A 21,430-nucleotide genomic window follows, 5' to 3' on the forward strand; every position below is an offset into this window, starting at 1 on the left:
TGTGCGGATCCCGTGCCAAGCTTGGCCTCATGCAGCTCTCCGCCACCCCCTACGAAGAACGCCTCACCGCCCCCCGGTCGTGGTGGCTGATCAGCTTCCTGGTGGGCGTCTCCTTCGCCCTGATCCTGCTGCCCTTCGGCACCCTGCCGCTGCTCGGCGGCCTGGTCGGGGGTACGGCCGCCGCGGCGGTGGTGGCCAGTGCCTACGGCTCGCCGCGCATCCGGGTCGTGGGCGACTCCCTGGTCGCGGGCGAGGCGAGGATCCCCGTGTCGGCGCTGGGCGCGACGCAGGTGCTGGACGCGCAGGAGGCACGCGCCTGGCGTACGTACAAGGCCGACACCCGCGCCTTCCTGCTGCTGCGCGCGTACATCCCGACGGCGTTGCGCGTGGAGGTCACGGATCCGCAGGACCCGACGCCGTACCTGTACCTGTCTACGCGTGAGCCGGAGAAGCTGGCGGCGGCCATCGAGGCGGCCCGCACGGCGAACGCCTGAGCCGGCCCGGGCGCCTGAGAGGGTCAGGGGCGCGGTTCGACAGACCGGAGCGCGTTCGAGGAGGCCGGGGCGCGATTCGCGGGGGCCGCGGCGCGTGCGAGAAGGCCGGGGCGCTCGGGACCCTGGCGCCCGAGGTTCCCCGGCGGTGGCTCTACAGCTCCTCGGAAAGCTCGCGCGGCGACAGCGGGTCCGCCGGCTTCTCCAGCGGCGGCAGCTCCGGCAGCTCGTCCCAGGGCACCTGGATCCGGCGCAGGTCGGCCCGGATCTGTGCCGCGAGCTTTCTGGTGTCCCGGCGGTTCATGACCGCTCCGACCGCGGCTCCCACCATGAACGGCGTGAGGTTGGGCAGGTTGCGGACCATCCGCTTCATGATCTGCCGGCGCAGTTCGCGTTTCATCCGGCCGCCGAGGGCCGTGTCGTACGTCGACGGCTTCGTCACGTCGATGCCGCGCTCCTCCGACCAGGAGGACAGATACGCGGTGCTGCGGGCTCTGAGCCCGCCCGGCGCGCGGACGCCGTAGACCTCGTGCAGTTCCGCGATGAGTTTCAGCTCGATCGCGGCGACCCCGGTGATCTCCGCGGCGAGCTCGGTCGGCATCGCCGGCGGCACGGGCAGCATCGCCGCGGCCCCGATCCCGGCTCCGACCGTCGAGGTGCCGGCCGCCGCGCCCGCCACCAGCCTGTCGGCCAGTTCCTCGGGTCCGAGTCCGGGAAACTGTCCGCGCAGGGCCGCGAGGTCGCGTACGGGCACCCGGGGCGCGATGTCGATGATGCGGTCCGCGACGTACGCCAGCCCCGCGCGGGCGTGGCCGCCGCCCTTGCGGGCCCCTTCCCGGGCGAGATCCCGGGCCCTGTGGCGCATGACCACAGCCCGGCGCCGTGCGACGGGCGCGGGCTGCCGCACCGGCACCGGCAGGTCGTCCCTGTCGGCCGCCGGTCCGGGCGAGGCTCCCGCTGCCGGTGAGCCCCGCTCGTCGTCACGTGCGCCGTGCGAGCCGTCGGACGGCCCTCGGTCCGCTTTCCGCAAGGAGAAGCGGCGCTTCCGCGGAGGGGTCGAGCCGGACATGGCCGACCCGTCCTCAGTCGCAGTCGCGGCAGATCGGCTGACCGTTCTTCTCCCGGGCCAGCTGGCTGCGGTGGTGCACCAGGAAGCAGCTCATGCAGGTGAACTCGTCCTGCTGCTTGGGCAGCACCCGGACGGCCAGCTCCTCGTTCGAGAGGTCCGCTCCGGGCAGTTCGAGACCTTCGGCGGCCTCGAATTCGTCGACGTCCACCGACGAGGTGGACTTGTCGTTCCGCCTGGCCTTCAGCTCTTCAAGGCTGTCCGAGTCGACGTCGTCGTCGGTCTTGCGTGGAGTGTCGTAATCGGTTGCCATATCGCTCTCCCCCTCTGGGTGGTCTGCGGTGTCTCCAGCGCACGTAACGCGTGAGAGGCCGGACTTGTGCCCGACCTGAGGCGGAGATTTTGCCTCACATCAAGGTCTGTTACTCAATCGACACCCAACCCGACCCCTCGAGGGTGATCGACTTGGTTGGCGGTGAGGACCGTACACGGTTCGGATGCCGCACCTCAAAGGCGCCTCCCCGTGTACTTCCCGTGATCAAGTGCCCTGAAAACCAGGACTTTCCCGGCTTTCCACCTACGGTCATGATCACTCTGCGTACATGGCCGGAAATCCGTCCATGTGATCGATCACACAAGGAGAACCCTGTGCGAGGGTCAGAAAATTCCGCGCAAAGCGAACAACCTCCGCGCATGTCGGCCTCCCGTCACACCGGCAGGGTGACACGCATCACCAGGCCACCGCCTTCCCGGGGCCTTGCCAGGATGTGCCCGCCGTGCGCGCGCGTCACCGATCTGACGATCGACAGGCCGAGACCCACGCCCTTGTCGCTGCCCGTGCGCTCCGTGCGCAGCCGCCGGAAGGGCTCGAAGAGGTTGTCGATCTCGTACGCGGGCACCACGGGTCCGGTGTTCGAAACGGTGAGCACAGCCTGCCCGTGCTCGACCTCGGTATGCACCTCGACCCAGCCGTGCTCGGCCACGTTGTAGCGCACCGCATTCTGCACGAGATTCAGGGCGATCCGCTCCAGCAGCACGCCGTTGCCCCGCACGACGGCCGGTTTGCGCTCACCGCGGATCTCGACACCCTTGGCCTCCGCCTCGGCGTGCACCTGGTCGACGGCCTGCGTCGCGACCTCGGCCAGGTCCACGGGCTTGCGCTCGACGATCTGGTTGTCGCTGCGGGCGAGCAGCAGCAGCCCCTCGACCAGCTGCTCGCTGCGCTCGTTGGTGGCCAGCAGGGTCCTGCCGAGCTGCTGGAGCTCGACCGGCGCGTCCGGGTCCGACAGGTGCACCTCGAGGAGCGTGCGGTTGATGGCGAGCGGGGTGCGCAGTTCGTGCGAGGCGTTGCCGACGAAGCGCTGCTGGGCGGTGAAGGCCCGTTGCAGCCGCTCCAGCATGTCGTCGAAGGTGTCCGCCAGCTCCTTCAGCTCGTCGTCCGGGCCGTCCAGCTCGATCCGGCGGGACAGGTCCGAACCGGCCACCTGACGGGCGGTCCGGGTGATCCGGCCGAGCGGGGAGAGCACGCGGCCGGCCATCGCGTAGCCGAACGCGAAGGCGATGACGGCGAGCCCCAGCAGGGCCAGCAGCGAGCGGCTGAGCAGGTTGTCCAGGGCCCCCTGGCGCTGGTGGTCAACGCACCGGCTGATCGCGTCCTTGAAATCCTCCAGGGGCAGGCTCGTGGTGTTGATCGCGGGGCAGTTGTCGCTGGAGACCTGGAGCTTCTGGAAACTGACGATCTTGAAAAGCGGCTGGTTACCGCTGCTGATCGCCTGGGCGGCCAGCAGGTAGATGATCGACAGCAGCAGGATGCCGGCGATCAGGAACATGCCGCCGTACAACAGCGTGAGCCGTATGCGGATGGTCGGGCGCAGCCACGGGAAGGGCGGCTGTGCCCTGCTGGGGTCCCAGGTGGGTTTCGGCGGCGCCTGCGGGGGCGCGGGGGTGGCGGCCACGGCCGGTCAGATCCGGTAGCCGGAGCCGGGGACCGTGACGATGACGGGCGGCTCGCCCAGTTTGCGGCGCAGGGTCATCACCGTCACCCGCACCACGTTGGTGAACGGATCGGTGTTCTCGTCCCACGCCTTCTCCAGTAGCTGCTCGGCGGAGACCACCGCGCCCTCGCTGCGCATCAGCACCTCCAGGACCGCGAACTCCTTGGGCGCGAGCTGGATCTCCTTGCCGTCGCGGAACACCTCGCGGCGGTTGGGGTCGAGCTTGATGCCGGCCCGCTCCAGGACCGGCGGCAGCGGCACGCTGGTCCGGCGGCCGAGGGCGCGCACGCGCGCGATCAGCTCGCTGAACGCGAACGGCTTCGGCAGATAGTCGTCGGCGCCGATCTCCAGGCCCTCCACCCGGTCGCTGACGTCACCGGAGGCGGTGAGCATGAGCACGCGCGTGGGTATGCCCAGCTCCACGATCTTGCGGCAGACGTCGTCGCCGTGCACGAGCGGGAGGTCGCGGTCGAGGACGACCACGTCGTAGTCGTTCACGCCGATGCGTTCCAGGGCGGCCGCGCCGTCGTACACGACGTCGACGGCCATGGCCTCCCGGCGCAGTCCGGTGGCCACCGCATCGGCGAGCAGCTGCTCGTCCTCGACGACGAGTACGCGCACGTCGCTAGTCCTTCCTGTGTCCACCCGCGCGGCGCGCCGTGGGCGCCCCGCGGGCAGGGGTGTTCGTGGAATGTGGCCCCCATCCTGCCCTTTTCGGCCGTAAGTCGGCTGTAAGACGAGGTCCGGGCCGCAGGAATCCGGGTGTCGGCCGAGAAACGCGAGATTTTCTGCTCCGTCCGAGGTTTCCGGTGAACGGCGTGAGGGGAGGACGGCTTTACACCCCGCGATCACGCTCTGCATGTGCCACAGCACCATGTGGTACTTCACGGTCCGCTTCGCAGAGCGGGCGCGGGTGTCCGGCACCGTCGCCGCCCGGCCGGGCAGCGCTGGGCACCGGCGAGAGAGTGATCACCCCTTCCACACGGCACACCCCCGTGCCACCCACCCACGACCCATGACGAGGGGGCGCAGCATGGACGCTTTCACCGCGGGACTTCTCCAGCGCATAAGGGCGACGGAGTCCGATCTGTCCCGGGCTCGTGACGAGGGCGACGACTTCCTCGTCGAGGTGGAGCAGGCAGAACTGGACGACCTGCGACGCCTCGCCGCCGAACACGGCGTGGAGGTCGGCGCGTCACGCGTCTGACCTGCCCGAGAGCGCGACAGCGGGGCCCCCGGCGAATCCAGATCCAGCGCCGGGGGCCCTCGCGCTGCCCGGACCCTGTTCGGGACGGGCGTCAGTCGTGCCAGGCCCCGAAGTCCTCCAGCAGCCGCTGGAGGGGCTCGAAGACCCCTGGCGTTCCTGCCACCGTGAGGTCACCCGAGGGGCGCTCTCCGGGCCGTCCACCGGTCAGGGCGCCCGCCTCCCGGGCGATCAGGTCCCCCGCCGCGACGTCCCACGGATGGAGTCCGCGTTCGTAGTACCCGTCGAGCCGGCCGCAGGCCACGTCGCACAGGTCCACGGCCGCCGAGCCGCTGCGCCGGATGTCGCGCAGCAGCGGGACCAGCCGGCCGGCCACCTCGGCCTGGTGGGCGCGGACCTCGGTGACGTAGTTGAAGCCGGTGGAGACCAGTGCCTGGTCCAGCGGGGGCGCGGGGCGGCAGGCGAGCGCCCGCTCGCCCTCCCACGCGCCGGTGGCCCACGCGCCGCCGCCGCGCACGGCGTGGTACGTCTCGCCGCGCATCGGCGCCGCGACGACACCGGCGACGGTCTCGCCGTCCTGTTCGGCGGCGATGGACACCGCCCAGGTCGGCAGGCCGTACAGGTAGTTGACGGTGCCGTCGAGCGGGTCGATCACCCAGCGGACGCCGCTCGTGCCCTCGGCGGAGGCGCCCTCCTCGCCGAGGAAGCCGTCGTCGGGGCGCCGCCCGGAGATCAGATCGGTGATCAGCTTCTCCGCCGCGATGTCCATCTCGGTGACGACGTCGATGGGGCTGGACTTGGTCCGGGCCACGGCCAGGTCGGCGGGGCGGCCGTCGCGCAGCAGCTCGCCGGCGCGGCGGGCGGCCTCCTGGGCGAGGGCGAGCAGGTCCCGGTGCAGGGCGTCGGTCACGGGTCTCCTCACGCGTAGGGGCTGTCGGCGCCCGCGGCGGCCGGGCGGGGGGCCCGGGCCGGGCAGCAGCCGACCGGGCAGACGTGGTGGCTCGGGCCGAGGGCGCCCAGGGCGCAGGGGGTGGCCCGGCCACCGCGTTCCACGGTGACCCGCTCCAGGACCAGTTCGCGGACCGCCGCCGCGAACCGCGGGTCGGCGCCCACGGTGGCCGAGCGGCGGACCGGCAGGCCCAGCTCCTCGGCCTTGGCCTTCGCCTCGGTGTCGAGGTCGTAGAGGACCTCCATGTGGTCGGAGACGAAGCCGATGGGGGCCATGACGACGGCGGGGACGCCCGCCGCGTGCCGCTCCTCCAGGTGGTCGCAGATGTCGGGTTCCAGCCAGGGGATGTGCGGGGCGCCGGAGCGGGACTGGTAGACGAGCCGCCAGGGGTGGTCGACGCCGGTGCGCTCGCGGACGGCATCGGCGATCAGCCGGGCCACGTCCAGGTGCTGCTCGACGTAGGCGCCGCCCTCGCCGTGGGCCTCGGCCGGACCGGAGGTGTCGGCGGCGGCGGTCGGGACGGAGTGGGTGGTGAAGGCGATGTGGGCGTCCGCGCGGACGTCCTCGGGGAGGTCGGCGAGGGAGCGCAGCACGCCGTCGGTCATGGGCTCGACGAAACCGGGGTGGTTGAAGTAGTGCCGCAGCTTGTCGACCGCCGGCGGCCGAAGGCCCTCCGCCTCCAGGGCGGCCAGCGCGTCGGCGAGGTTCTCGCGGTACTGGCGGCAGCCCGAGTAGGAGGCGTAGGCACTGGTGGCGAGGACCAGGACGCGGCGGCGGCCGTCGGCGGCCATCTCGCGCAGGGTGTCCGTCAGGTACGGCGCCCAGTTGCGGTTCCCCCAGTACACCGGCAGGTTCAGGCCGTGTTCGGCGAAGTCCTCGCGCAGGGCGTCCAGCAGGGCGCGGTTCTGGTCGTTGATGGGGCTGACCCCGCCGAAGAGGAAGTAGTGCTGTCCGACTTCCTTGAGGCGTTCCTTCGGGATGCCGCGTCCGCGCGTGACGTTCTCCAGGAAGGGGACCACGTCGTCGGGGCCTTCGGGGCCGCCGAAGGACAGCAGGAGCAGGGCGTCGTAGGGGCTGGCATCGAGCGCGTCTGGCATGTCTCGATCCTGCCACCCGGCACCGACAGCGGGGAAACGGCAGGACGTAGAGTCGTGTCGCGGGTGTTTTGAGCCGTTTTTCCCGGGCTGCCGCACGGTGCGATTAGGGTCACCTAACTTGTAAGCTGTATCAGCCGTCTGGCACCTTACCGAACCGCTCCGGAGACCACGTGCCCAGCCCCTACAGCGCCCTGTTCGCCGAGCCCGGCACCAAGGCCTTCTCCGCCGCGGGGTTCCTCGGCCGGATGCCGCTGTCGATGATGGGCATCGGCGTGGTCACGATGGTCTCCCAGCTCACCGGGCGGTACGGCCTCGCGGGCGCCCTGTCGGCCACCATCGCGCTCTCCGCCGCCCTGCTCGGGCCGCGGATCTCCCGGCTGGTGGACCGGCACGGGCAGCGCCGGGTACTGCGCCCGGCGACCCTGGTGGCACTGGCCACGGCGGCCGGGCTGCTGCTCGCCGCGCATCTGGGGTGGCCGGACTGGGTGCTGTTCGCCTGCGCCGCCGGGATCGGCTCGGTGCCCAGCCTCGGCGCGATGATCCGGGCCCGGTGGGCGGCGCTGTACCGGGGCACCCCGAAGCTGCACACCGCCTACTCGTTCGAGTCGGTCGTGGACGAGATCTGCTTCGTTTTCGGACCGATCCTCTCCATCGGCCTGTGCACGGCGTGGTTCCCGGAGGCGGGCCCCCTGCTGGCCGCGTGCTTCCTGGCGGTCGGCGTCTTCTGGCTCACCGCCCAGCGCGCCACCGAGCCCGAGCCGCATCCACGCGAGCGGCACGCCGACGGCAGCGCCCTGCGCTCGGCGGGGCTGCGGGTGCTCGTGGCGACCTTCGTGGCCACCGGCGCGATCTTCGGAGCGGTGGACGTGGTCACCGTCGCCTTCGCCGACGAGCGCGGCCACAAGGCCGCGGCGAGCATGGTCCTCGCGCTGTACGCGGCCGGTTCCGGTACGGCGGCCGCCGTCTTCGGGCTGCTGCGCTTCACCGGGGCGCCGGAACGCCGCTGGCTGCTGGGCGTCACGGCCATGGCCGTGAGTATGATCCCCCTCCTACTGGTCGGGAACCTGCCGCTTCTGGCCGTGGCGCTGTTCGTTTCGGGCCTGTCCATCGCACCGACGATGATCACGACGATGTCCCTCATCGAAGAGCACGTACCTCGCGCGAAGCTCACCGAGGGCATGACCTGGGTGAGCACCGGTCTCGCGGTCGGTGTCGCGCTCGGCTCCTCCCTGGCCGGCTGGGTGATCGACGCAGCCGGGGCGCGGGCCGGGTACGGGGTCCCGGTGGTCTCCGGGGCCGTCGCGGTCGTGGTGGGTTTCCTGGGGTACCGCCGGCTGCGCAGGCCGGCCTCAGGTCGGGGAGGCACCGTTGGGCAGCACAGCGAGCGGGAAGAACGGCACCTGGCGTAACTGGGGCGGCAACGTCTCCGCCCGGCCCGCCCGGCAGGTCACGCCTGCCTCGGTGGAGGAGCTGGCCGCGGCGGTGCGCCGGGCCCGCGAGGACGGACTGAAGGTGAAGGCGGTGGGAACCGGCCACTCCTTCACGTCGATAGCCGCCACCGACGGTGTGCTGATACGCCCTCAACTGCTGACCGGGATACGCGACATCGACCGTACGTCCATGACGGTCACGGTGGAGGCGGGCACCCCGCTCAAGAGGCTCAACGCCGCCCTCGCGCGCGAGGGCCTGTCGCTCACCAACATGGGCGACATCATGGAGCAGACCGCCTCCGGGGCCACCAGCACCGGCACGCACGGCACGGGCCGCGAGTCGGGCTCGATCGCCGCGCAGATCAGGGCACTGGAACTCGTCACGGCGGACGGCTCGGTCCTCACCTGCTCCGAGCGGGAGAACCCGGACGTCTTCGCCGCTGCCCGCGTCGGCCTGGGCGCCCTCGGCATCGTCACCGCCCTCACCTTCGCTGTGGAACCGCTCTTCCTGCTCACCGCGCGCGAGGAACCGATGCCCCTCGACCGCGTTCTCGCCGAGTTCGACCAGTTGTGGGCCGAGAACGAGCACTTCGAGTTCTACTGGTTCCCGCACACCGGCAGCACCAACACCAAGCGCAACAACCGCAGCGCGGGCCCCGAGCAGCCGGTGGGGCGGCTGGCCGGCTGGTTCGAGGACGAGTTCCTCTCCAACGGCGTCTTCCAGGTGGCCCAGTGGGCCGGCCGCGCCGTTCCCGCCACCGTCCCGGCTATCGCCCGCATCTCCAGCAGGGCGCTGTCCGCACGGACGTACACGGACATCCCGTACAAGGTCTTCACCTCGCCGCGCCGGGTCCGGTTCGTGGAGATGGAGTACGCCGTGCCGCGCACGGCGCTGACGGAGACGCTGCGCGAACTCAAGGCCGTGGTCGACCGCTCGGGCCTGCGGGTGAGTTTCCCGGTGGAGGTGCGCACCGCGCCGGCCGACGACATCACCCTGTCGACCGCCTCGGGCCGGGACAGCGCCTACATCGCCGTACACATGTTCCGGGGCACGCCCTATCAGGCGTACTTCACCGCGGCCGAGCGCGTCTTCACCGCGCACGAGGGACGTCCGCACTGGGGCAAGGTCCACACGCGGGACGCGGAGTACCTCGCCCGGGTGTACCCGCGTTTCGGCGAGTTCACCGCGCTGCGGGACCGCCTCGACCCGGAGCGGCTCTTCCAGAACGACTACGTGCGCCGGGTTCTCGGCGCGTAGGCCCCGAACTCGCCCGGCGGCCCTGGCACTTACCTGCCCCCGGGGCCACGGGCGAAACCGCCGGATCGCCTTCGGGGCGGCCGCGTGACGTTCGCCACGTACGAGATCGTGAAAACCGGTTGCGCGCCGCCAAGTCGCAGCCCTTGCCAGAAGTTGGGCGGCGCGCCGATCCACGCAGATGGCCCGAATGGAGTACTGTGGCGAGCCCTGGGTCCGGCCTCCCACCAGGGTGCCCGCGGGCTTGCAGGACCGCCGGGAGGAGGCTGGTTGCACAGGGTGACGCAGTTGGTCACTTAGCGTTGCGAACAGGTAACCGTGCCATAACGGCGGCGCCGGGCCCGTGCCCGACACGCCGGGCAACTCGGCAAGGTTGTGGCAGGCTGAACCCGGGCAGGCCACACTCGACTAGCGGAAGCAGCGACGCACGTGACGTCGGCAGGCACCACCCGGGAGGTCCCCATGCCCGAACTGCGTGTCGTGGCCGTCTCGAATGACGGCACACGACTGGTGCTGAAGGCTGCCGATTCCACGGAATACACGCTTCCGATCGACGAGCGGCTGCGTGCCGCCGTGCGCGGCGACCGGCCGCGCCTCGGGCAGATCGAGATCGAGGTCGAGAGCCATCTGCGCCCGCGTGACATCCAGGCGCGGATACGTGCCGGTGCCACCGCGGAGGAGGTCGCGCAGCTCGCCGGCATCCCCGTCGACCGGGTACGGCGCTTCGAGGGACCCGTGCTGGCCGAGCGCGCCTTCATGGCCGAACGTGCCCGCAAGACCCCGGTCCGCCGCCCCGGCGAGAACTCCGGCCCGCTGCTCGGCGAGAGCGTCCAGGAGCGGCTGCTGCTGCGCGGCGCCGAGAAGGACAGCGTGCAGTGGGACTCCTGGCGCCGCGACGACGGCACCTGGGAGGTGCTGCTCGTCTACCTGGTCGCGGGCGAACCGCACTCGGCTAGCTGGACGTACGACCCGCCCCGGCGGCTCGTCCAGGCCGTGGACGACGAGGCGCGCTCGCTGATCGGCGAGTCGGACGACCTCGCCGTACCCGAGCCGAGCTTCCCGTTCGTCCCGCGCATCGCCCGGCTGCCGCGCGAGCGGTCGATGGACCGCGCGCTCGAGCGGGTCGACCGGGAGCGGCTCAGCCTGCCCTCGCAGGCGTCCGAGCCGGCCGAGGAGAGCGTGGGTGAACGCGACTCGCTGACCAGCCTGCTGGAGGCCGTGCCGAGTTTCCGGGGCGACCTGGTGGTCCCGGAGGGCCCCGCGGAGGCCGTCGAGGAGAACGACGACGAACCCGCCGTCGAGGAACCCCCGGCGCCCGCCGCGTCGGCCGGCTCCGCCTACGCGGACGTCCTCATGCCGCGCTCCGTCGGCAGTCACCGCGACCGGCTCGTCGGCGCGACCGACCGGCAGGCCGAGGCCGACGGTGTCCGCCCCGGCCGTCGCGCCGCCGTGCCGAGCTGGGACGAGATCGTGTTCGGCACGCGCCGCAAGAAGCAGGAGTAGGTTTCCGTACGGGTGAGCGGGCACGCGCGCGTGCCCGCTCACCCGGCTGCCCTACTGCGGGTCCGCACCCACCGCCACCGGGCGGGACGGGTCCGAGGACCACTCGGACCAGGAGCCGACGTACAGGGCCGCCGGGACGCCGGCCACCGCGAGGGCGAGCACCTCGTGGGCGCCCGAGACGCCCGAACCGCAGTACACCCCCACCTCGGTGTCCTCCGACACGCCCAGGGCCTTGAAACGGTCCTTGAGTTCGGCCGCGGGCAGGAAGCGGCCGTCGGGACCCACGTTCTCCGTCGTGGGCGCCGACACCGCGCCCGGGATGTGCCCGCCGACCCGGTCGACCGGCTCCACCTCGCCGCGGTACCGCTCCCCCGCGCGCGCGTCCAGGAGCACGCCCGTGCGGGCCAGCTCCGCGGCCCCGTCCGCGTCCAGCAGGCCCGCGGTGGCGGGCGCGGGCCGGTAGTCGCCCTCGGCGGGGGCCGGCGAATCGGTGGACAGCTCGCCCTCCCAGGACGGCAACCCGCCGTCGAGCACCCGCACGTCCGGGTGACCCGTCCAGCGCAGCAGCCACCAGGCGCGCGCGGCGGCCCAGCCCTGCCCACCGTCGTACACGACCACCGGCCGGTCCGACGACACGCCCGCGCGGCGCATCGCGGCACCGAACTCCGCGAGGTCGGGCAGCGGATGGCGGCCGTTCGCGCCGGGCGCGGCGGCCAGTTCCCTGTCCAGGTCGACGAAGACCGCGCCAGGGATGTGCCGGGCCGCGTACGCGGCCCGGCCGTCGAAGGACGGCGCGCCCGGCGCCTTCGCCAGGCTTGGCTGCCAGCGGACGTCCAGCAGCGCGGGCGGGTGCGCCCCGGTCAGCTCGTCCGCGAGTCGGGTTGCGGTGATGATGGCTGTCATGGCGTCCATCCTTACGCCAAGGGTGGCCGCGGCGTCCAGGTCCGGCTACTCTGCTCCGCCGGACAGGCTCGATCACATGGCGTATGCGATCGGGCACTGCCTGTACAGCCGACGGACACCCGTCGGCCATCGTCAGGAAGCAACGAAAGACGACAATCGGGCATCCTTCCGCAGAAAACGCCGGGCGGCGCGGTACGGCCCCGCGGCACCGCGGAGGATGCGGGTACCGGCACGGGCGTGCGCGCCGGCGGCGCGGACACCCCTTCCGGGGAGCGGAAGCGACACGGCCACCGTGAAGGGGCCGGGGAGAGAGTGATCGATGACCGAGGCACGGGAACCGGCCGGTCCGTACGCGCGGCGCGCGCCCGGCACACCCTGCTGGGTGAGCCTGATGGCGCACGGGCTGGACGCCACCGAGGAGTTCTACGGTGAGCTGTTCGGCTGGGAGTTCCTGCCGGGCCCGCAGCAGCTCGGCCCGTACGTGCGGGCGCTGCTCGGCGGACGCGAGGTGGCGGGCATGGGCCATCTGCCGCCGGACCGCCGGCTTCCGGTTGCCTGGACGCCGTACTTCGCCTCGGACGACGTGGACCGGACGGCCGACACGGTACGGCTGTGCGGCGGGACGGTGGCCGTCGGCCCGCTGGACGCCGCCGAAGCGGGCCGGATGGCGATCGCCTCCGATCCCTCCGGGGCGGTGTTCGGGATCTGGCAGGGCTCCGCGCACCTCGGCACGGCGATCACCGGTGAGCCCGGCACCCCCGTCTGGAACGAGCTGCTCACCTTCGAGACGGAGAGTGTCGCCAAGTTCTACGCGAGCGTGTTCGGCTACGAGGAGGAGCCGGTGGTCTCCCCCGACTTCGACTACGTGACCCTGCGTCTGGGCGAGCGACCGGTGGCCGGGCTGCACGGGGTGGGCCACGCCCTGCCCCGGGACCGGGGGCCGCACTGGCGGACGTACTTCGAGGTCGCCGACGTCGACGAGACGCTGCGGCGGGTGACCGGTCTGGGCGGCCGGATCCTCAGGGCGGCCCACGACGGCCCGCACGGGCGGGTGGCGACGGTCGCGGACCCGGAGGGCGCCGAGTTCTCGGTGGTCCGCGACCCGGGCTGATCCCTCAGGCGGACGCGACCGGCAGGACGTCCGGGGACAGGGCCGCCGCGTGGGCCGACGCGGCGGTCATCCGGCGCCGGTGGTGGCGGCGGCACAGGACCTCGTAGCCGACCTCGCCCGCGGACTGGTTCACATCGCCCACGACCACCTGGGCGCCCTCGACCACCATCGCGCCCCCGACCGTGCGGGCGTTGTGCGTGGCGCGGGCGCCGCACCAGCACAACGCCTCCACCTGGAGCACCTCGATCCGGTCGGCCAGCTCCACGAGCCGCTGCGAGCCGGGGAAGAGCTTGGAGCGGAAGTCGGTGGTGATGCCGAAGGCGAACACGTCCAGGCCGAGGTCGTCCACCACGCGCGCGAGCTGGTCGATCTGCCCGGGCGCGAGGAACTGTGCCTCGTCCGCGATCACATAGTCGGCCCGGCCGCCCTGGGAGAGGTGGTCCACGAGGTACGCGTACAGGTCCTGGCCGTCCTCGACCTCCACCGCGTCGGTGACCAGGCCGAGCCGGGAGGACAGCTTGCCCTCGCCCGCGCGGTCGTCCCGGGTGAAGATCATCCCGGCGAGGCCGCGCGCGGAACGGTTGTGCTCGATCTGGAGAGCAAGCGTCGACTTCCCGCAGTCCATCGTTCCGGAGAAGAAGACCAGCTCGGGCATGAGGGGTGGAGCACCTTTCGGTGAGGAGGGGGGCGGGGCCGTCAGGAGCGTACTTCGAGAAGCGGGACCAACTGCTCGGCGGGGGTCATCGAACCGTGGTTGCCGACCAGCGCCGACTCCTTGGGCTCCCGCTCGGAGGCGATCAGCAGGACGTCGTCGTGCGCGGCGGCGACCACGTCCCCGATCCGCGGGTACACGCGCTCGTCCACCTGCGGCCCGAACCACCCGGCCGCGACGGCCTCGTCACGCGAGGCCACCCAGAACTGCTCGCCGAGCACCTCGCGCCAGCAGGTCAGCACGTCGTTCTCGGCACCCGGCACCGCGTACACGTGCCGGGCCCGGCCCTCGCCGCCCAGCAGGGCGACCCCGGCGCTCAGCTCCCAGTCCTCGTCGAAGTCGATGCGGTGCCGCTCGTCGAAGGGGATGTCGACCATGCCGTGGTCGGCGGTCACGTACAGGGCGCTGCGCGGCGGGAGTTGCTCGGCGAGGCGCTGGACGAGCCGGTCGACGTACATGAGCTGACCGCGCCAGGTGTCGGAGGCGATGCCGTAGCGGTGTCCGGCGCCGTCCAGTTCGGCGTAGTACGTGTACACCAGGGAGCGGTCCCCGGCGGCCAGCTCCGCGGCGGCGAGGTCCATGCGCTCCTCGCCGGTGAGCCGTCCGTGGAAAGTGCCGCCGCTCAGCGCCACCTTGGTGAGCGGGGTGTGCTGGAAGGCGGGCGAGGACACCTGGGCGGCGTGCACCCCGGCCTGGTGGGCCAGCTCGAAGACGGTGGGGTACGGCTGCCAGGGGTGCGGTGGGGTGTACGGGTGCCAGCGGAGCTGGTTCATCAGCTCGCCGGTGGCCGGATTCCGTACGGCGTACCCGGGCAGGCCGTGGACGCCGGGCGGCAGGCCGGTGCCGACCGAGGCGAGGGAGGTCGCCGTGGTGGCGGGGTAGCCGGCGGTGAGCGGGCGGCCGGTGCCACCGCGCGAGCTGCCGAGCAGGGAGGTCAGGTACGGGGCCTCGTCCGGGTGGGACCTGAGCTGTTCCCAGCCGAGCCCGTCGATCAGGAAGACACAGACCCGGTCGGCCGCGGTCAGTTCCGTGATCGTCGCGGTCAGGCCGGGGACACCCATGCCGGCGGCCACGGTGGGCAGCAGGTCGGCGAGCGAGCCGGTGCCGTACTCGGGCAGCGGCGCGGTGTCCAGGGCGAGGGGTTCCGGCTCGTCCCAGGTGGAGAACTGGGGCATCAGCGGGTGAAGTCCGCGGTCGCCTCCGAGATGGCCTGCGCGAAGGCGAGCGCCTGGCGCACCGTCTCCGGTCCGTCCCCGGCCTCGCTGACGCGCAGGCTGAGGTCGTCCGCCGTGGAGTTGCCCGTGTAGCCGTGATCCGCGTCGCAGTTGGGGTCGCCGCAGGCGGCGGGCTCCAGGTCGATGCGGCTGACCGCGCCCCAGCCGATGGTCAGCACGACCTCGCGGGGCAGCGTGCCCGGCGTGTACTGCTCGGGGTTGGCCACCACCCGGCTGACCACGACCGAGGAGATCCGGCCGAGCTTGACGGACTCGGTGGAGGTGGTGGCGTACGGCGTCGGGGAGGTGGTGTCGGCGGCCTGCTCGTCGGTGTGGCTGACGATGAAGCGGTTGCCGGTGAGGACGAGCACCGTCACATGCCGGCGCACCTCGTTCTGGTCGAACGTCGTCTCCTGGTGGACCAGGTACGACCGGATGGGTTCGCCGCCCACGGCGGCCTCCACCGCGTCGGCCACGAGGGCCGGGTAGTAGCCGCTGCGCTCGATCGCCGCGCGCAGCCCCTGGGTCGTCGTACTGGTCTTGGCCATGACGTCCATCCTAATCCGTGGGCGGAGGCGGTCCGGGCCAGTCGTGCGGACGGGCGGCGCCCCACGCGAGGCGCCTCGGCACGATCCCCGGCCGGACCTCCAGCCGCTCGGCGGCGATCACACAGGAGACGGCTTCCGGTCCGCCGGCATCCGCCTCGAACGCGACGATCAGGGGCACCTCTTCGCCCAGTGCCCGCGCGAGCCGCGCCGTTCCGGCAGTGGGCGGGCGGAGGCCGGGGTCCCGGAAGCTCTGCGGGCAGGGGAGGAAGACGGGCCCGGCGAAGATGAGCTCCGGGCCGTGGCGGTAGGTGAGGTCGTACCCGGCCGCCAGGCGCGACTGCCCCGCGTCCCGGGCGACGACCTCCCGGTCCCACGAGCTGCCCTCGGGCAGTTGCCGGCCGGTGATCTCCACGTGCCCCCTCGCTCTCAGTAGGCCGGCAGCGTGCGCGGGCCGAGGTCGTCGCGGGCGGGCGGGGGCGCGAGCCGTACGGTCGCGCCGAGGACGCTCACGCCGTGCGGGGCGACGACGGCGGGCTCCAGGGTGACCGCGACCACCTCCGGGTGGTCGTCGACCAGCCGGGACACCCGCAGCAGCAGCTCCTCCAGCGCGGGGGTGTCGACGGGCGTGGAGCCGCGCCAGCCGAACAGCAGCGGTGCCGTGCGGATCGCCCGCACCAGCGAGGACGCCTCCCGGTCCGTGACGGGGACCAGCCGGTGGGCCATGTCCCCGAGCAGTTGCGAGGCGGCCCCGGCGAGCCCGAAGGACAGCACGGCCCCGGCCGCCGGATCGATCACGGCGCGTACGACCGTGTCGACCCCGCGCGGCGCCATCCCCTGCACCACCGGCCGCAGCTCCTCCGGCTGCCCGAACAGTTCGGTCAACTCGGCGTACGCCCGGCGCAGTTGCTCCTCGTCCGCGAGGTCCAGGCGTACGCCGCCCAGGTCGGCGCGGTGCCTGAGGTGCGGGGCGGTGGCCTTGAGGGCCACCGGGTAGCCGAGTGAGCGGGCGGCTTCGGCGGCGTCGTCCGGCGTGGGCGCGGGGAACGCCCGGCGGACGTGGACGCCGTACTTCTCGAGCAGCTCGCAGGTCTCGGCGGCCGGGATCGTCAGTCCCTCCCCGCGCGCGAGCAGCTCGCCGATCAGGCGGGCGGCGCCCTTCTCGTCGATGTCCTCGTGCTCCGGCACCTTCCCGGGGTCGGTCGCCTCCCGGCGCCACTGCGCGTACTTCACGGCTTCGGCGAGAGCGCGGACGGCGCGCTCGGCGGCGGGGTAGGCGGGGATGAGACGGGTGCCCTCCGGCGGGGCGACCGGGGCTGGCGGGTCGGGCGGGGCCGGCGGGGCTAGCGGGGTGGCCCCGCCCGTCCCCGCGGCCGTCGGCACCGCGCCGGCCGCCGCGCCGGCGGTCGCGGTGGGCGGTCGTTGCGCGGGACGGTGGACGGGATGCGCACCGCCCTCGGGGCCGGGCGTCCTGTCCGCGGCCCCCGGCGCGGTGCTCGCCGCGGCCGACAGCGCTTCGGCCAGCCCTCCGAGTTCCACGTGCACCACCAGCACCGGCTTCCCCGGCACCGCGGCCGACGCGGACCGCAGTGCCGCCGCCAGCTCGGCGTCCCCCGGCGACGCCTCCCCGATGGCGGGGATGGCGGTGACCACCACACAGTCGCAGGTGTCGTCCGCGAGCGCCGCCGACAGGGCCCGGTGGAAGTCCTCCGCGGTCGCCCCGGTCGTCAGGTCCACCGGCCGCGCCGGCCGCAGCCCCTCGGCCAGACACCGGTCGTAGGTCAGCACGCCCAGCGACTCGGAGTTGCCGAGGATGGCCACGCGCGGCCCGGCGGGCAGCGGCTGCCTGGCGAGCAGCAGGCCCGCGTCGACCAGCTCGGTGATCGTGTCGACCCGGATCACCCCGGCCTGCCGGAGCAGCGCGGAGACGGTCGCGTACGGCAGCCGCGTGGCCCGTACCGCGTGCCCCGGCGGGGCCGTCCCGGTGCCCTGCACCACCACCAGCGGCTTGGCCGCCGCCGTCCGCCGGGCGAGGCGGGTGAACTTGCGGGGGTTGCCGATGGACTCCAGGTACATGAGGACGACGTCGGTCTCGGGGTCGTCGTACCAGTACTGGAGGACGTCGTTGCCGGAGACGTCCGCGCGGTTGCCGGCGGAGACGAAGGTGGACACGCCGGTGACCCCGGTGACCCCTCCCCCACGCCGGGTGCAGCCGGGACAGCAGGGCGATGCCGATGGCCCCGGACTGGGCGAACATCCCGATGCGGCCGGGGCGGGGCATCTCCGGGGCGAGGGAGGCGTTCAGCCGGACGCCGGCGGCGGTGTTGATGATCCCGAAGGCGTTGGGGCCGATGATCCGCATGCCGTACGCGCGCGCCGCCCGGACCAGGGCCCGCTGCCGCTCCCGTCCCGCGGGACCGCTCTCGGCGTACCCGGCGGAGAGCACCACCAGCCCCTGGACGCCGTGTTCCCCGCACTCGGCGACCACGGCGGGCACCTGCTCGGCCGGTACGGCGACGACGGCGAGGTCCACGGGTCCCCCGACATCGCGCACCGACCGGTACGCGGGCACCCCGTCGACCTCGTCGAGGTCGACGGGGAAGGCCCGGTTCACGGCGTGCAGCCGGCCCGGGTAACCGGCGTCGCGGATGTTGCCGAGGATGCTGCGGCCCACCCCCGCCCGGGGTGCGGCCGACGCCGACGACCGCCACGGACCCGGGCGCGAGGAGCCGCCGTACCGAGCGGGCCTCGGCGCGCTGCTCCCGGGCGCGCTGCACGGCCAGCGAGCGGTCGGTGGGTTCGAGGCCGAACTCCAGGCGGACGACGCCGTCCTCGAAGCTGCGCTTCTGGGTGTAGCCGGCGTCCGTGAACACCTTGATCATCCTGCTGTTGGCGGGCAGCACCTCGGCGGCGAAGCGGCGGATGCCCCGCTCGCGCGCGACGGCCGCGATGTGCTCCAGCAGGGCGGAGGCGACCCCGCGCCCCTGGTGGGCGTCCTGGACGAGAAAGGCGACCTCGGCCTCGTCGGCGGGTCCGGAGGCGGGCATGCCGTCGGTGCCGATGCGGTCGTAGCGTACGGTGGCGATGAACTCGCCGCCGATGGTGGCCGCGAGTCCCACCCGGTCCACAAAGTCGTGGTGCGTGAAGCGGTGGACGTCCTTGGCGGAGAGCCGTGGGTAGGGCGCGAAGAAGCGGTAGTACTTCGACTCGTCCGAGACCTGCTCGTAGAAGCTGACCAACCGGTCGGCGTCATCGACGGTGATGGGCCGGATGCGCGCGGTACCCCCGTCGCGCAGCACCACGTCCGCCTCCCAGTGGGCGGGGTACTCGTGCCGGTCCTGCCGGTCCGCCGGGGTCTGCATGGGCCCCAGAGTACGGCTCGCTCACGACAACGGCGCGAGGCAGTCTGTGGAGGACGACACGCCGGGCCGAGGCCGCGGTCCGACGGCACACCGGAGGGGACGAAGGTCCGCTCCGGGCACGCTTCACGATATGGGAAACTGGTCTAGACAACCCTGAGTACTGAAGGGCAGCAACACATGGCTGAGCGCCGCGTCAACGTCGGCTGGGCCGAGGGCCTCCACGCCCGCCCCGCTTCCATCTTCGTCCGAGCCGCCACGGCCACAGGCGTCCCGGTGACGATCGCCAAGGCCGGGGGCGACCCCGTCAACGCGGCCTCCATGCTGGCCGTCCTGGGCCTGGGCGCCCAGGGTGGCGAGGAGATCGTCCTCGCCACCGACGCCGAGGGCGCGGACGCCGCCCTCGACCGTCTGGCCAAGCTGGTCTCCGAGGGCCTGGAGGAACTGCCCGAGACCGTCTGAGCGCCACCGCGCAGAGCGCCGGAGCCGCGTTCGCCTCTCGGGGCGGCGCGGCTCCGCCGTGTCCGCGCACGCTCCGCACGGTATTCCCCCGGATCCCGGCCGGCCCGTGCCCACTTCCCGCGAATTCCCGCACGACGGAATTCGGGCAGCGGAAAACCCGTCCGCGAATACCTCTCCTTTGTATACGGCGTACGTGTTAATTCCGCGGGCCCGTCATGTTTACGGCCCGTTGCGAAGACCTCACACGCTCCGCGGCGGCGGAGAAACGCAGCCGGTGGCCACCGGTGGCGCGCTCGGTGTGCAGCGCGGTGAGCGCCCGCGCACGTTCGCCGTCCCCCCGCGCCACCGCGTCCACGATCGCCCCGTGCTCCGCCCACGACTCCACCGGGCCGAGCGGCGTCGCCACCGCGTACATCCAGGCGATCTTGTGCCGCAGCAGGGTGAGCACCGAGGTCAGCGAGGGGCTGCCGGACGCCTGGGCGAGCGTCTCGTGGAACCAGCCGCCCAGCGCGCGCAGATCCTCGCTGCCACCCCTCCTGGCCCGCTCCTGCCCCAGCCGGACCAGTCCGCGCAACACCTTCAGGTGGGCCTCGGTGCGCCGCTGCGCGGCCCGGGCGGCTCCCAGCGGCTCCAGCAGCAGCCGCATCTCCAGCAGGTCGGCGGCCTCCTGCTCGGTCGGTTCGGCCACGCACGCGCCCGCGTGCCGGCGCGTCACCACGAAGCCCTCCGCCTCCAGGGTGCGCAGGGCCTCGCGGACGGGGACGCGCGAGACGCCGTAGCGGCGGGCCAAAACTTCCTCGGTGAGGCGGCTGCCGCGCTCGTGGACACCGGCGACGATGTCGTCCCGGACAGCGGTGCACACCGAGTGCGCCGGAATACGCATGACCGACCTCCGCCTTAATTCCCGTGAAACGCCGACGATGGACGCGTGTTCCCGCGACTCTATTCCAAGGGACCCGAATTTCCGACGGCAGGGCGTCATCCATGAATATTTTTTGGTCAGCGGGTCCGGCGGACACCGGAAGAGAACCACCGAAAAAGGCGAAAGCCCCGGCTCGGTGAGCCGGGGCTTCGGATGCCGTGCGGGCGGCCGTCCGGTCAGACGTTCACGCCGTGCTTGCGCAGGTAGGCGACGGGGTCGATGTCCGAGCCGTAGTCGGGGGTCGTACGGGCCTCGAAGTGCAGGTGCGGGCCGGTGACGTTGCCGGTCGCGCCCGACAGGCCGATCTGCTGCCCCGGGACGACCTGCTGGCCCACCGTGACACCGATGGACGACAGGTGGCCGTACTGGGTGTACATGCCGTCGGCCATCCGGATCACGATCTGGTTGCCGTACGCACCGCCCCAGCCCGTGGAGACGACCGTGCCGGAACCCACCGCGTGGACCGAGGTGCCGCTGGCCGCGTGGAAGTCGACGCCGGTGTGCGAACCGGAGGACCACAGGGAACTGCTGGCCTGGTAGCCAGTGGAGACATACGACTGCGCGATCGGGATGACGAAGGCGTTCAGCCGCTTGCGCTCGGCCTCGCGGGCGGCGCGGATCCGCGCCTCGCGGACCTCCTCGGCCCTCTTGGCGGCCGCCTTCTCCGCGGCCGCCTCGGCCGCCTTCCGCTCGGCGGCCTGCTGCTGGGCGGCGGCCTGCGCGTCGATCTGCTGGGCGACGTCGTCGTTCACGGTGAGGACCGGCGTGAGACCGGTCTGCTCCACGGAGCTGTCGGCGGCGAGCGCCGGGGACGCGGCGAGGGTGCCGATGACACCGGTGGTGGTGAGGGCCGCGACGCCGGCCGCCTGAGCGGTGGTGCGCTTGACCCGACCGGGCTTGCGGTGCTTCCCGGGGGCGCACATGAACGCCATGAAGTGGCTGGTCCTTTCCTTCCCTCTCGCCTACCGGGTTAGCTGACGGGTTCGGAGCAGGAAGGTCTCCTACGGGCCCCCTCGCTCACGCGCGGGCGCCCGATTCACCCCAGGGACGGTGGGTCCCCGGCTCCCCTGGCTCGCGCCTACGGGGACTCGGCGATGACTGTCCGGTGCCGCGGGTGCGGCGCAGTGCCTGACGAACAGCCCGCATGACGGTACGGCGGCCCCCTTCGACTCCTCAAACAGATCCGGGATTTTGTAGCGCATCCCACACGGCA

20 protein-coding genes, 1 pseudogene and 1 riboswitch are annotated in these 21,430 nt (G+C 72.6%); of the genes and pseudogenes, 7 read left to right on the plus strand and 14 right to left on the minus strand.

Annotation, left to right across the window (positions count from 1 at the left end; translation table 11 throughout):
* The first annotated feature begins 29 nt into the window (after positions 1 to 29).
* A complete protein-coding gene (locus tag D9753_RS08750) occupies positions 30 to 494 on the plus strand; it encodes a DUF3093 domain-containing protein (protein ID WP_121786488.1) in 465 nt (154 codons plus the stop codon).
* Positions 495 to 645: 151 nt separating this feature from the next.
* Here the strand turns inward: D9753_RS08750 and D9753_RS08755 are convergent, their stop codons facing one another.
* From D9753_RS08755 to D9753_RS08770, 4 genes are all read right to left on the minus strand, one after another.
* On the minus strand, positions 646 to 1,560 hold the full coding sequence (locus D9753_RS08755) for a hypothetical protein (protein ID WP_205614093.1): 915 nt from the start codon (positions 1,558 to 1,560) through the stop codon (positions 646 to 648).
* Between the two features lie 13 nt (positions 1,561 to 1,573).
* Positions 1,574 to 1,870 carry a DUF4193 domain-containing protein gene (locus tag D9753_RS08760; RefSeq protein ID WP_003997302.1) on the minus strand — a complete coding sequence of 99 codons (297 nt, stop codon included), beginning with the start codon at positions 1,868 to 1,870 and terminating at the stop codon, positions 1,574 to 1,576.
* 394 nt (positions 1,871 to 2,264) lie between these two features.
* Positions 2,265 to 3,512, minus strand: coding sequence for a sensor histidine kinase (locus D9753_RS08765; RefSeq protein ID WP_121786489.1), 1,248 nt, complete (start codon positions 3,510 to 3,512; stop codon positions 2,265 to 2,267).
* Between the two features lie 6 nt (positions 3,513 to 3,518).
* Positions 3,519 to 4,172: a response regulator transcription factor gene (locus tag D9753_RS08770; RefSeq protein WP_121786490.1), complete on the minus strand. Its 654-nt coding sequence runs from the start codon at positions 4,170 to 4,172 to the stop codon at positions 3,519 to 3,521.
* A gap of 412 nt (positions 4,173 to 4,584) precedes the next feature.
* Here D9753_RS08770 and D9753_RS36460 point away from each other — a divergent pair, with 412 nt between their 5' ends.
* Positions 4,585 to 4,758 (plus strand): hypothetical protein, encoded by a 174-nt coding sequence (locus D9753_RS36460; RefSeq protein ID WP_023546087.1) that lies wholly within the window; start codon positions 4,585 to 4,587, stop codon positions 4,756 to 4,758.
* 91 nt (positions 4,759 to 4,849) lie between these two features.
* Here the strand turns inward: D9753_RS36460 and D9753_RS08780 are convergent, their stop codons facing one another.
* Both D9753_RS08780 and D9753_RS08785 read right to left on the minus strand, forming a co-directional pair.
* The gene (locus D9753_RS08780; RefSeq protein WP_121786492.1) at positions 4,850 to 5,665 is read right to left on the minus strand and encodes an inositol monophosphatase family protein; all 816 of its coding nucleotides are present in this window, start codon (positions 5,663 to 5,665) and stop codon (positions 4,850 to 4,852) included.
* Between the two features lie 8 nt (positions 5,666 to 5,673).
* The gene (locus D9753_RS08785; protein ID WP_121786493.1) at positions 5,674 to 6,801 is read right to left on the minus strand and encodes a ferrochelatase; all 1,128 of its coding nucleotides are present in this window, start codon (positions 6,799 to 6,801) and stop codon (positions 5,674 to 5,676) included.
* Positions 6,802 to 6,971: 170 nt separating this feature from the next.
* Here D9753_RS08785 and D9753_RS08790 point away from each other — a divergent pair, with 170 nt between their 5' ends.
* The 3 genes from D9753_RS08790 (at position 6,972) to sepH (ending at position 10,989) form a co-directional block, all read left to right on the plus strand.
* Positions 6,972 to 8,210 carry an MFS transporter gene (locus D9753_RS08790; protein ID WP_121786494.1) on the plus strand — a complete coding sequence of 413 codons (1,239 nt, stop codon included), beginning with the start codon at positions 6,972 to 6,974 and terminating at the stop codon, positions 8,208 to 8,210.
* The gene (locus D9753_RS08795) at positions 8,170 to 9,489 is read left to right on the plus strand and encodes a D-arabinono-1,4-lactone oxidase (protein WP_121786495.1); all 1,320 of its coding nucleotides are present in this window, start codon (positions 8,170 to 8,172) and stop codon (positions 9,487 to 9,489) included. The genes D9753_RS08790 and D9753_RS08795 overlap by 41 nt, the downstream gene beginning before the upstream one ends.
* A 459-nt stretch (positions 9,490 to 9,948) precedes the next feature.
* Positions 9,949 to 10,989 carry a septation protein SepH gene (gene sepH, locus D9753_RS08800; RefSeq protein WP_121786496.1) on the plus strand — a complete coding sequence of 347 codons (1,041 nt, stop codon included), beginning with the start codon at positions 9,949 to 9,951 and terminating at the stop codon, positions 10,987 to 10,989.
* A 51-nt stretch (positions 10,990 to 11,040) separates the two neighbouring features.
* Here sepH and D9753_RS08805 read toward each other — a convergent pair whose 3' ends face one another.
* Entirely contained in the window at positions 11,041 to 11,892 is an 852-nt protein-coding gene (locus tag D9753_RS08805) for a sulfurtransferase (protein WP_121786497.1), read from the minus strand.
* A gap of 319 nt (positions 11,893 to 12,211) precedes the next feature.
* Between D9753_RS08805 and D9753_RS08815 the strand changes: the two genes are divergently transcribed.
* Positions 12,212 to 13,003, plus strand: coding sequence for a VOC family protein (locus D9753_RS08815; RefSeq protein WP_121786499.1), 792 nt, complete (start codon positions 12,212 to 12,214; stop codon positions 13,001 to 13,003).
* 4 nt (positions 13,004 to 13,007) lie between these two features.
* On the opposite strand, the gene D9753_RS08820 is transcribed toward D9753_RS08815, so the two are convergent.
* The 5 genes and pseudogenes from D9753_RS08820 to D9753_RS08840 form a co-directional block, all read right to left on the minus strand.
* Positions 13,008 to 13,658 carry a thymidine kinase gene (locus D9753_RS08820; protein WP_121786500.1) on the minus strand — a complete coding sequence of 217 codons (651 nt, stop codon included), beginning with the start codon at positions 13,656 to 13,658 and terminating at the stop codon, positions 13,008 to 13,010.
* Between the two features lie 41 nt (positions 13,659 to 13,699).
* The gene (locus D9753_RS08825) at positions 13,700 to 14,890 is read right to left on the minus strand and encodes an alkaline phosphatase family protein (RefSeq protein WP_121786501.1); all 1,191 of its coding nucleotides are present in this window, start codon (positions 14,888 to 14,890) and stop codon (positions 13,700 to 13,702) included.
* Positions 14,890 to 15,486, minus strand: a complete 597-nt coding sequence (locus tag D9753_RS08830) for a DUF5998 family protein (protein WP_121786502.1) — start codon at positions 15,484 to 15,486, stop codon at positions 14,890 to 14,892. The genes D9753_RS08825 and D9753_RS08830 overlap by 1 nt, the downstream gene beginning before the upstream one ends.
* 1 nt (position 15,487) lies before the next feature.
* On the minus strand, positions 15,488 to 15,889 hold the full coding sequence (locus tag D9753_RS08835; RefSeq protein ID WP_121786503.1) for a hypothetical protein: 402 nt from the start codon (positions 15,887 to 15,889) through the stop codon (positions 15,488 to 15,490).
* 14 nt (positions 15,890 to 15,903) lie between these two features.
* Positions 15,904 to 18,836 (minus strand): annotated as a pseudogene (locus D9753_RS08840) (bifunctional acetate--CoA ligase family protein/GNAT family N-acetyltransferase).
* A 177-nt stretch (positions 18,837 to 19,013) separates the two neighbouring features.
* Here D9753_RS08840 and D9753_RS08850 point away from each other — a divergent pair.
* Positions 19,014 to 19,295 (plus strand): HPr family phosphocarrier protein, encoded by a 282-nt coding sequence (locus D9753_RS08850; protein ID WP_121786504.1) that lies wholly within the window; start codon positions 19,014 to 19,016, stop codon positions 19,293 to 19,295.
* A gap of 196 nt (positions 19,296 to 19,491) precedes the next feature.
* Here the strand turns inward: D9753_RS08850 and D9753_RS08855 are convergent, their stop codons facing one another.
* A complete protein-coding gene (locus D9753_RS08855; RefSeq protein WP_121786505.1) occupies positions 19,492 to 20,178 on the minus strand; it encodes a GntR family transcriptional regulator in 687 nt (228 codons plus the stop codon).
* Positions 20,179 to 20,393: 215 nt separating this feature from the next.
* Positions 20,394 to 21,149 carry a M23 family metallopeptidase gene (locus D9753_RS08860; RefSeq protein ID WP_121786506.1) on the minus strand — a complete coding sequence of 252 codons (756 nt, stop codon included), beginning with the start codon at positions 21,147 to 21,149 and terminating at the stop codon, positions 20,394 to 20,396.
* A gap of 12 nt (positions 21,150 to 21,161) precedes the next feature.
* Positions 21,162 to 21,321: riboswitch (cyclic di-AMP (ydaO/yuaA leader) on the minus strand.
* Between the last annotated feature and the right edge of the window lie 109 nt (positions 21,322 to 21,430).

The sequence above is a fragment of the Streptomyces dangxiongensis genome (genome assembly GCF_003675325.1).
Lineage (GTDB): Bacteria > Actinomycetota > Actinomycetes > Streptomycetales > Streptomycetaceae > Streptomyces > Streptomyces dangxiongensis.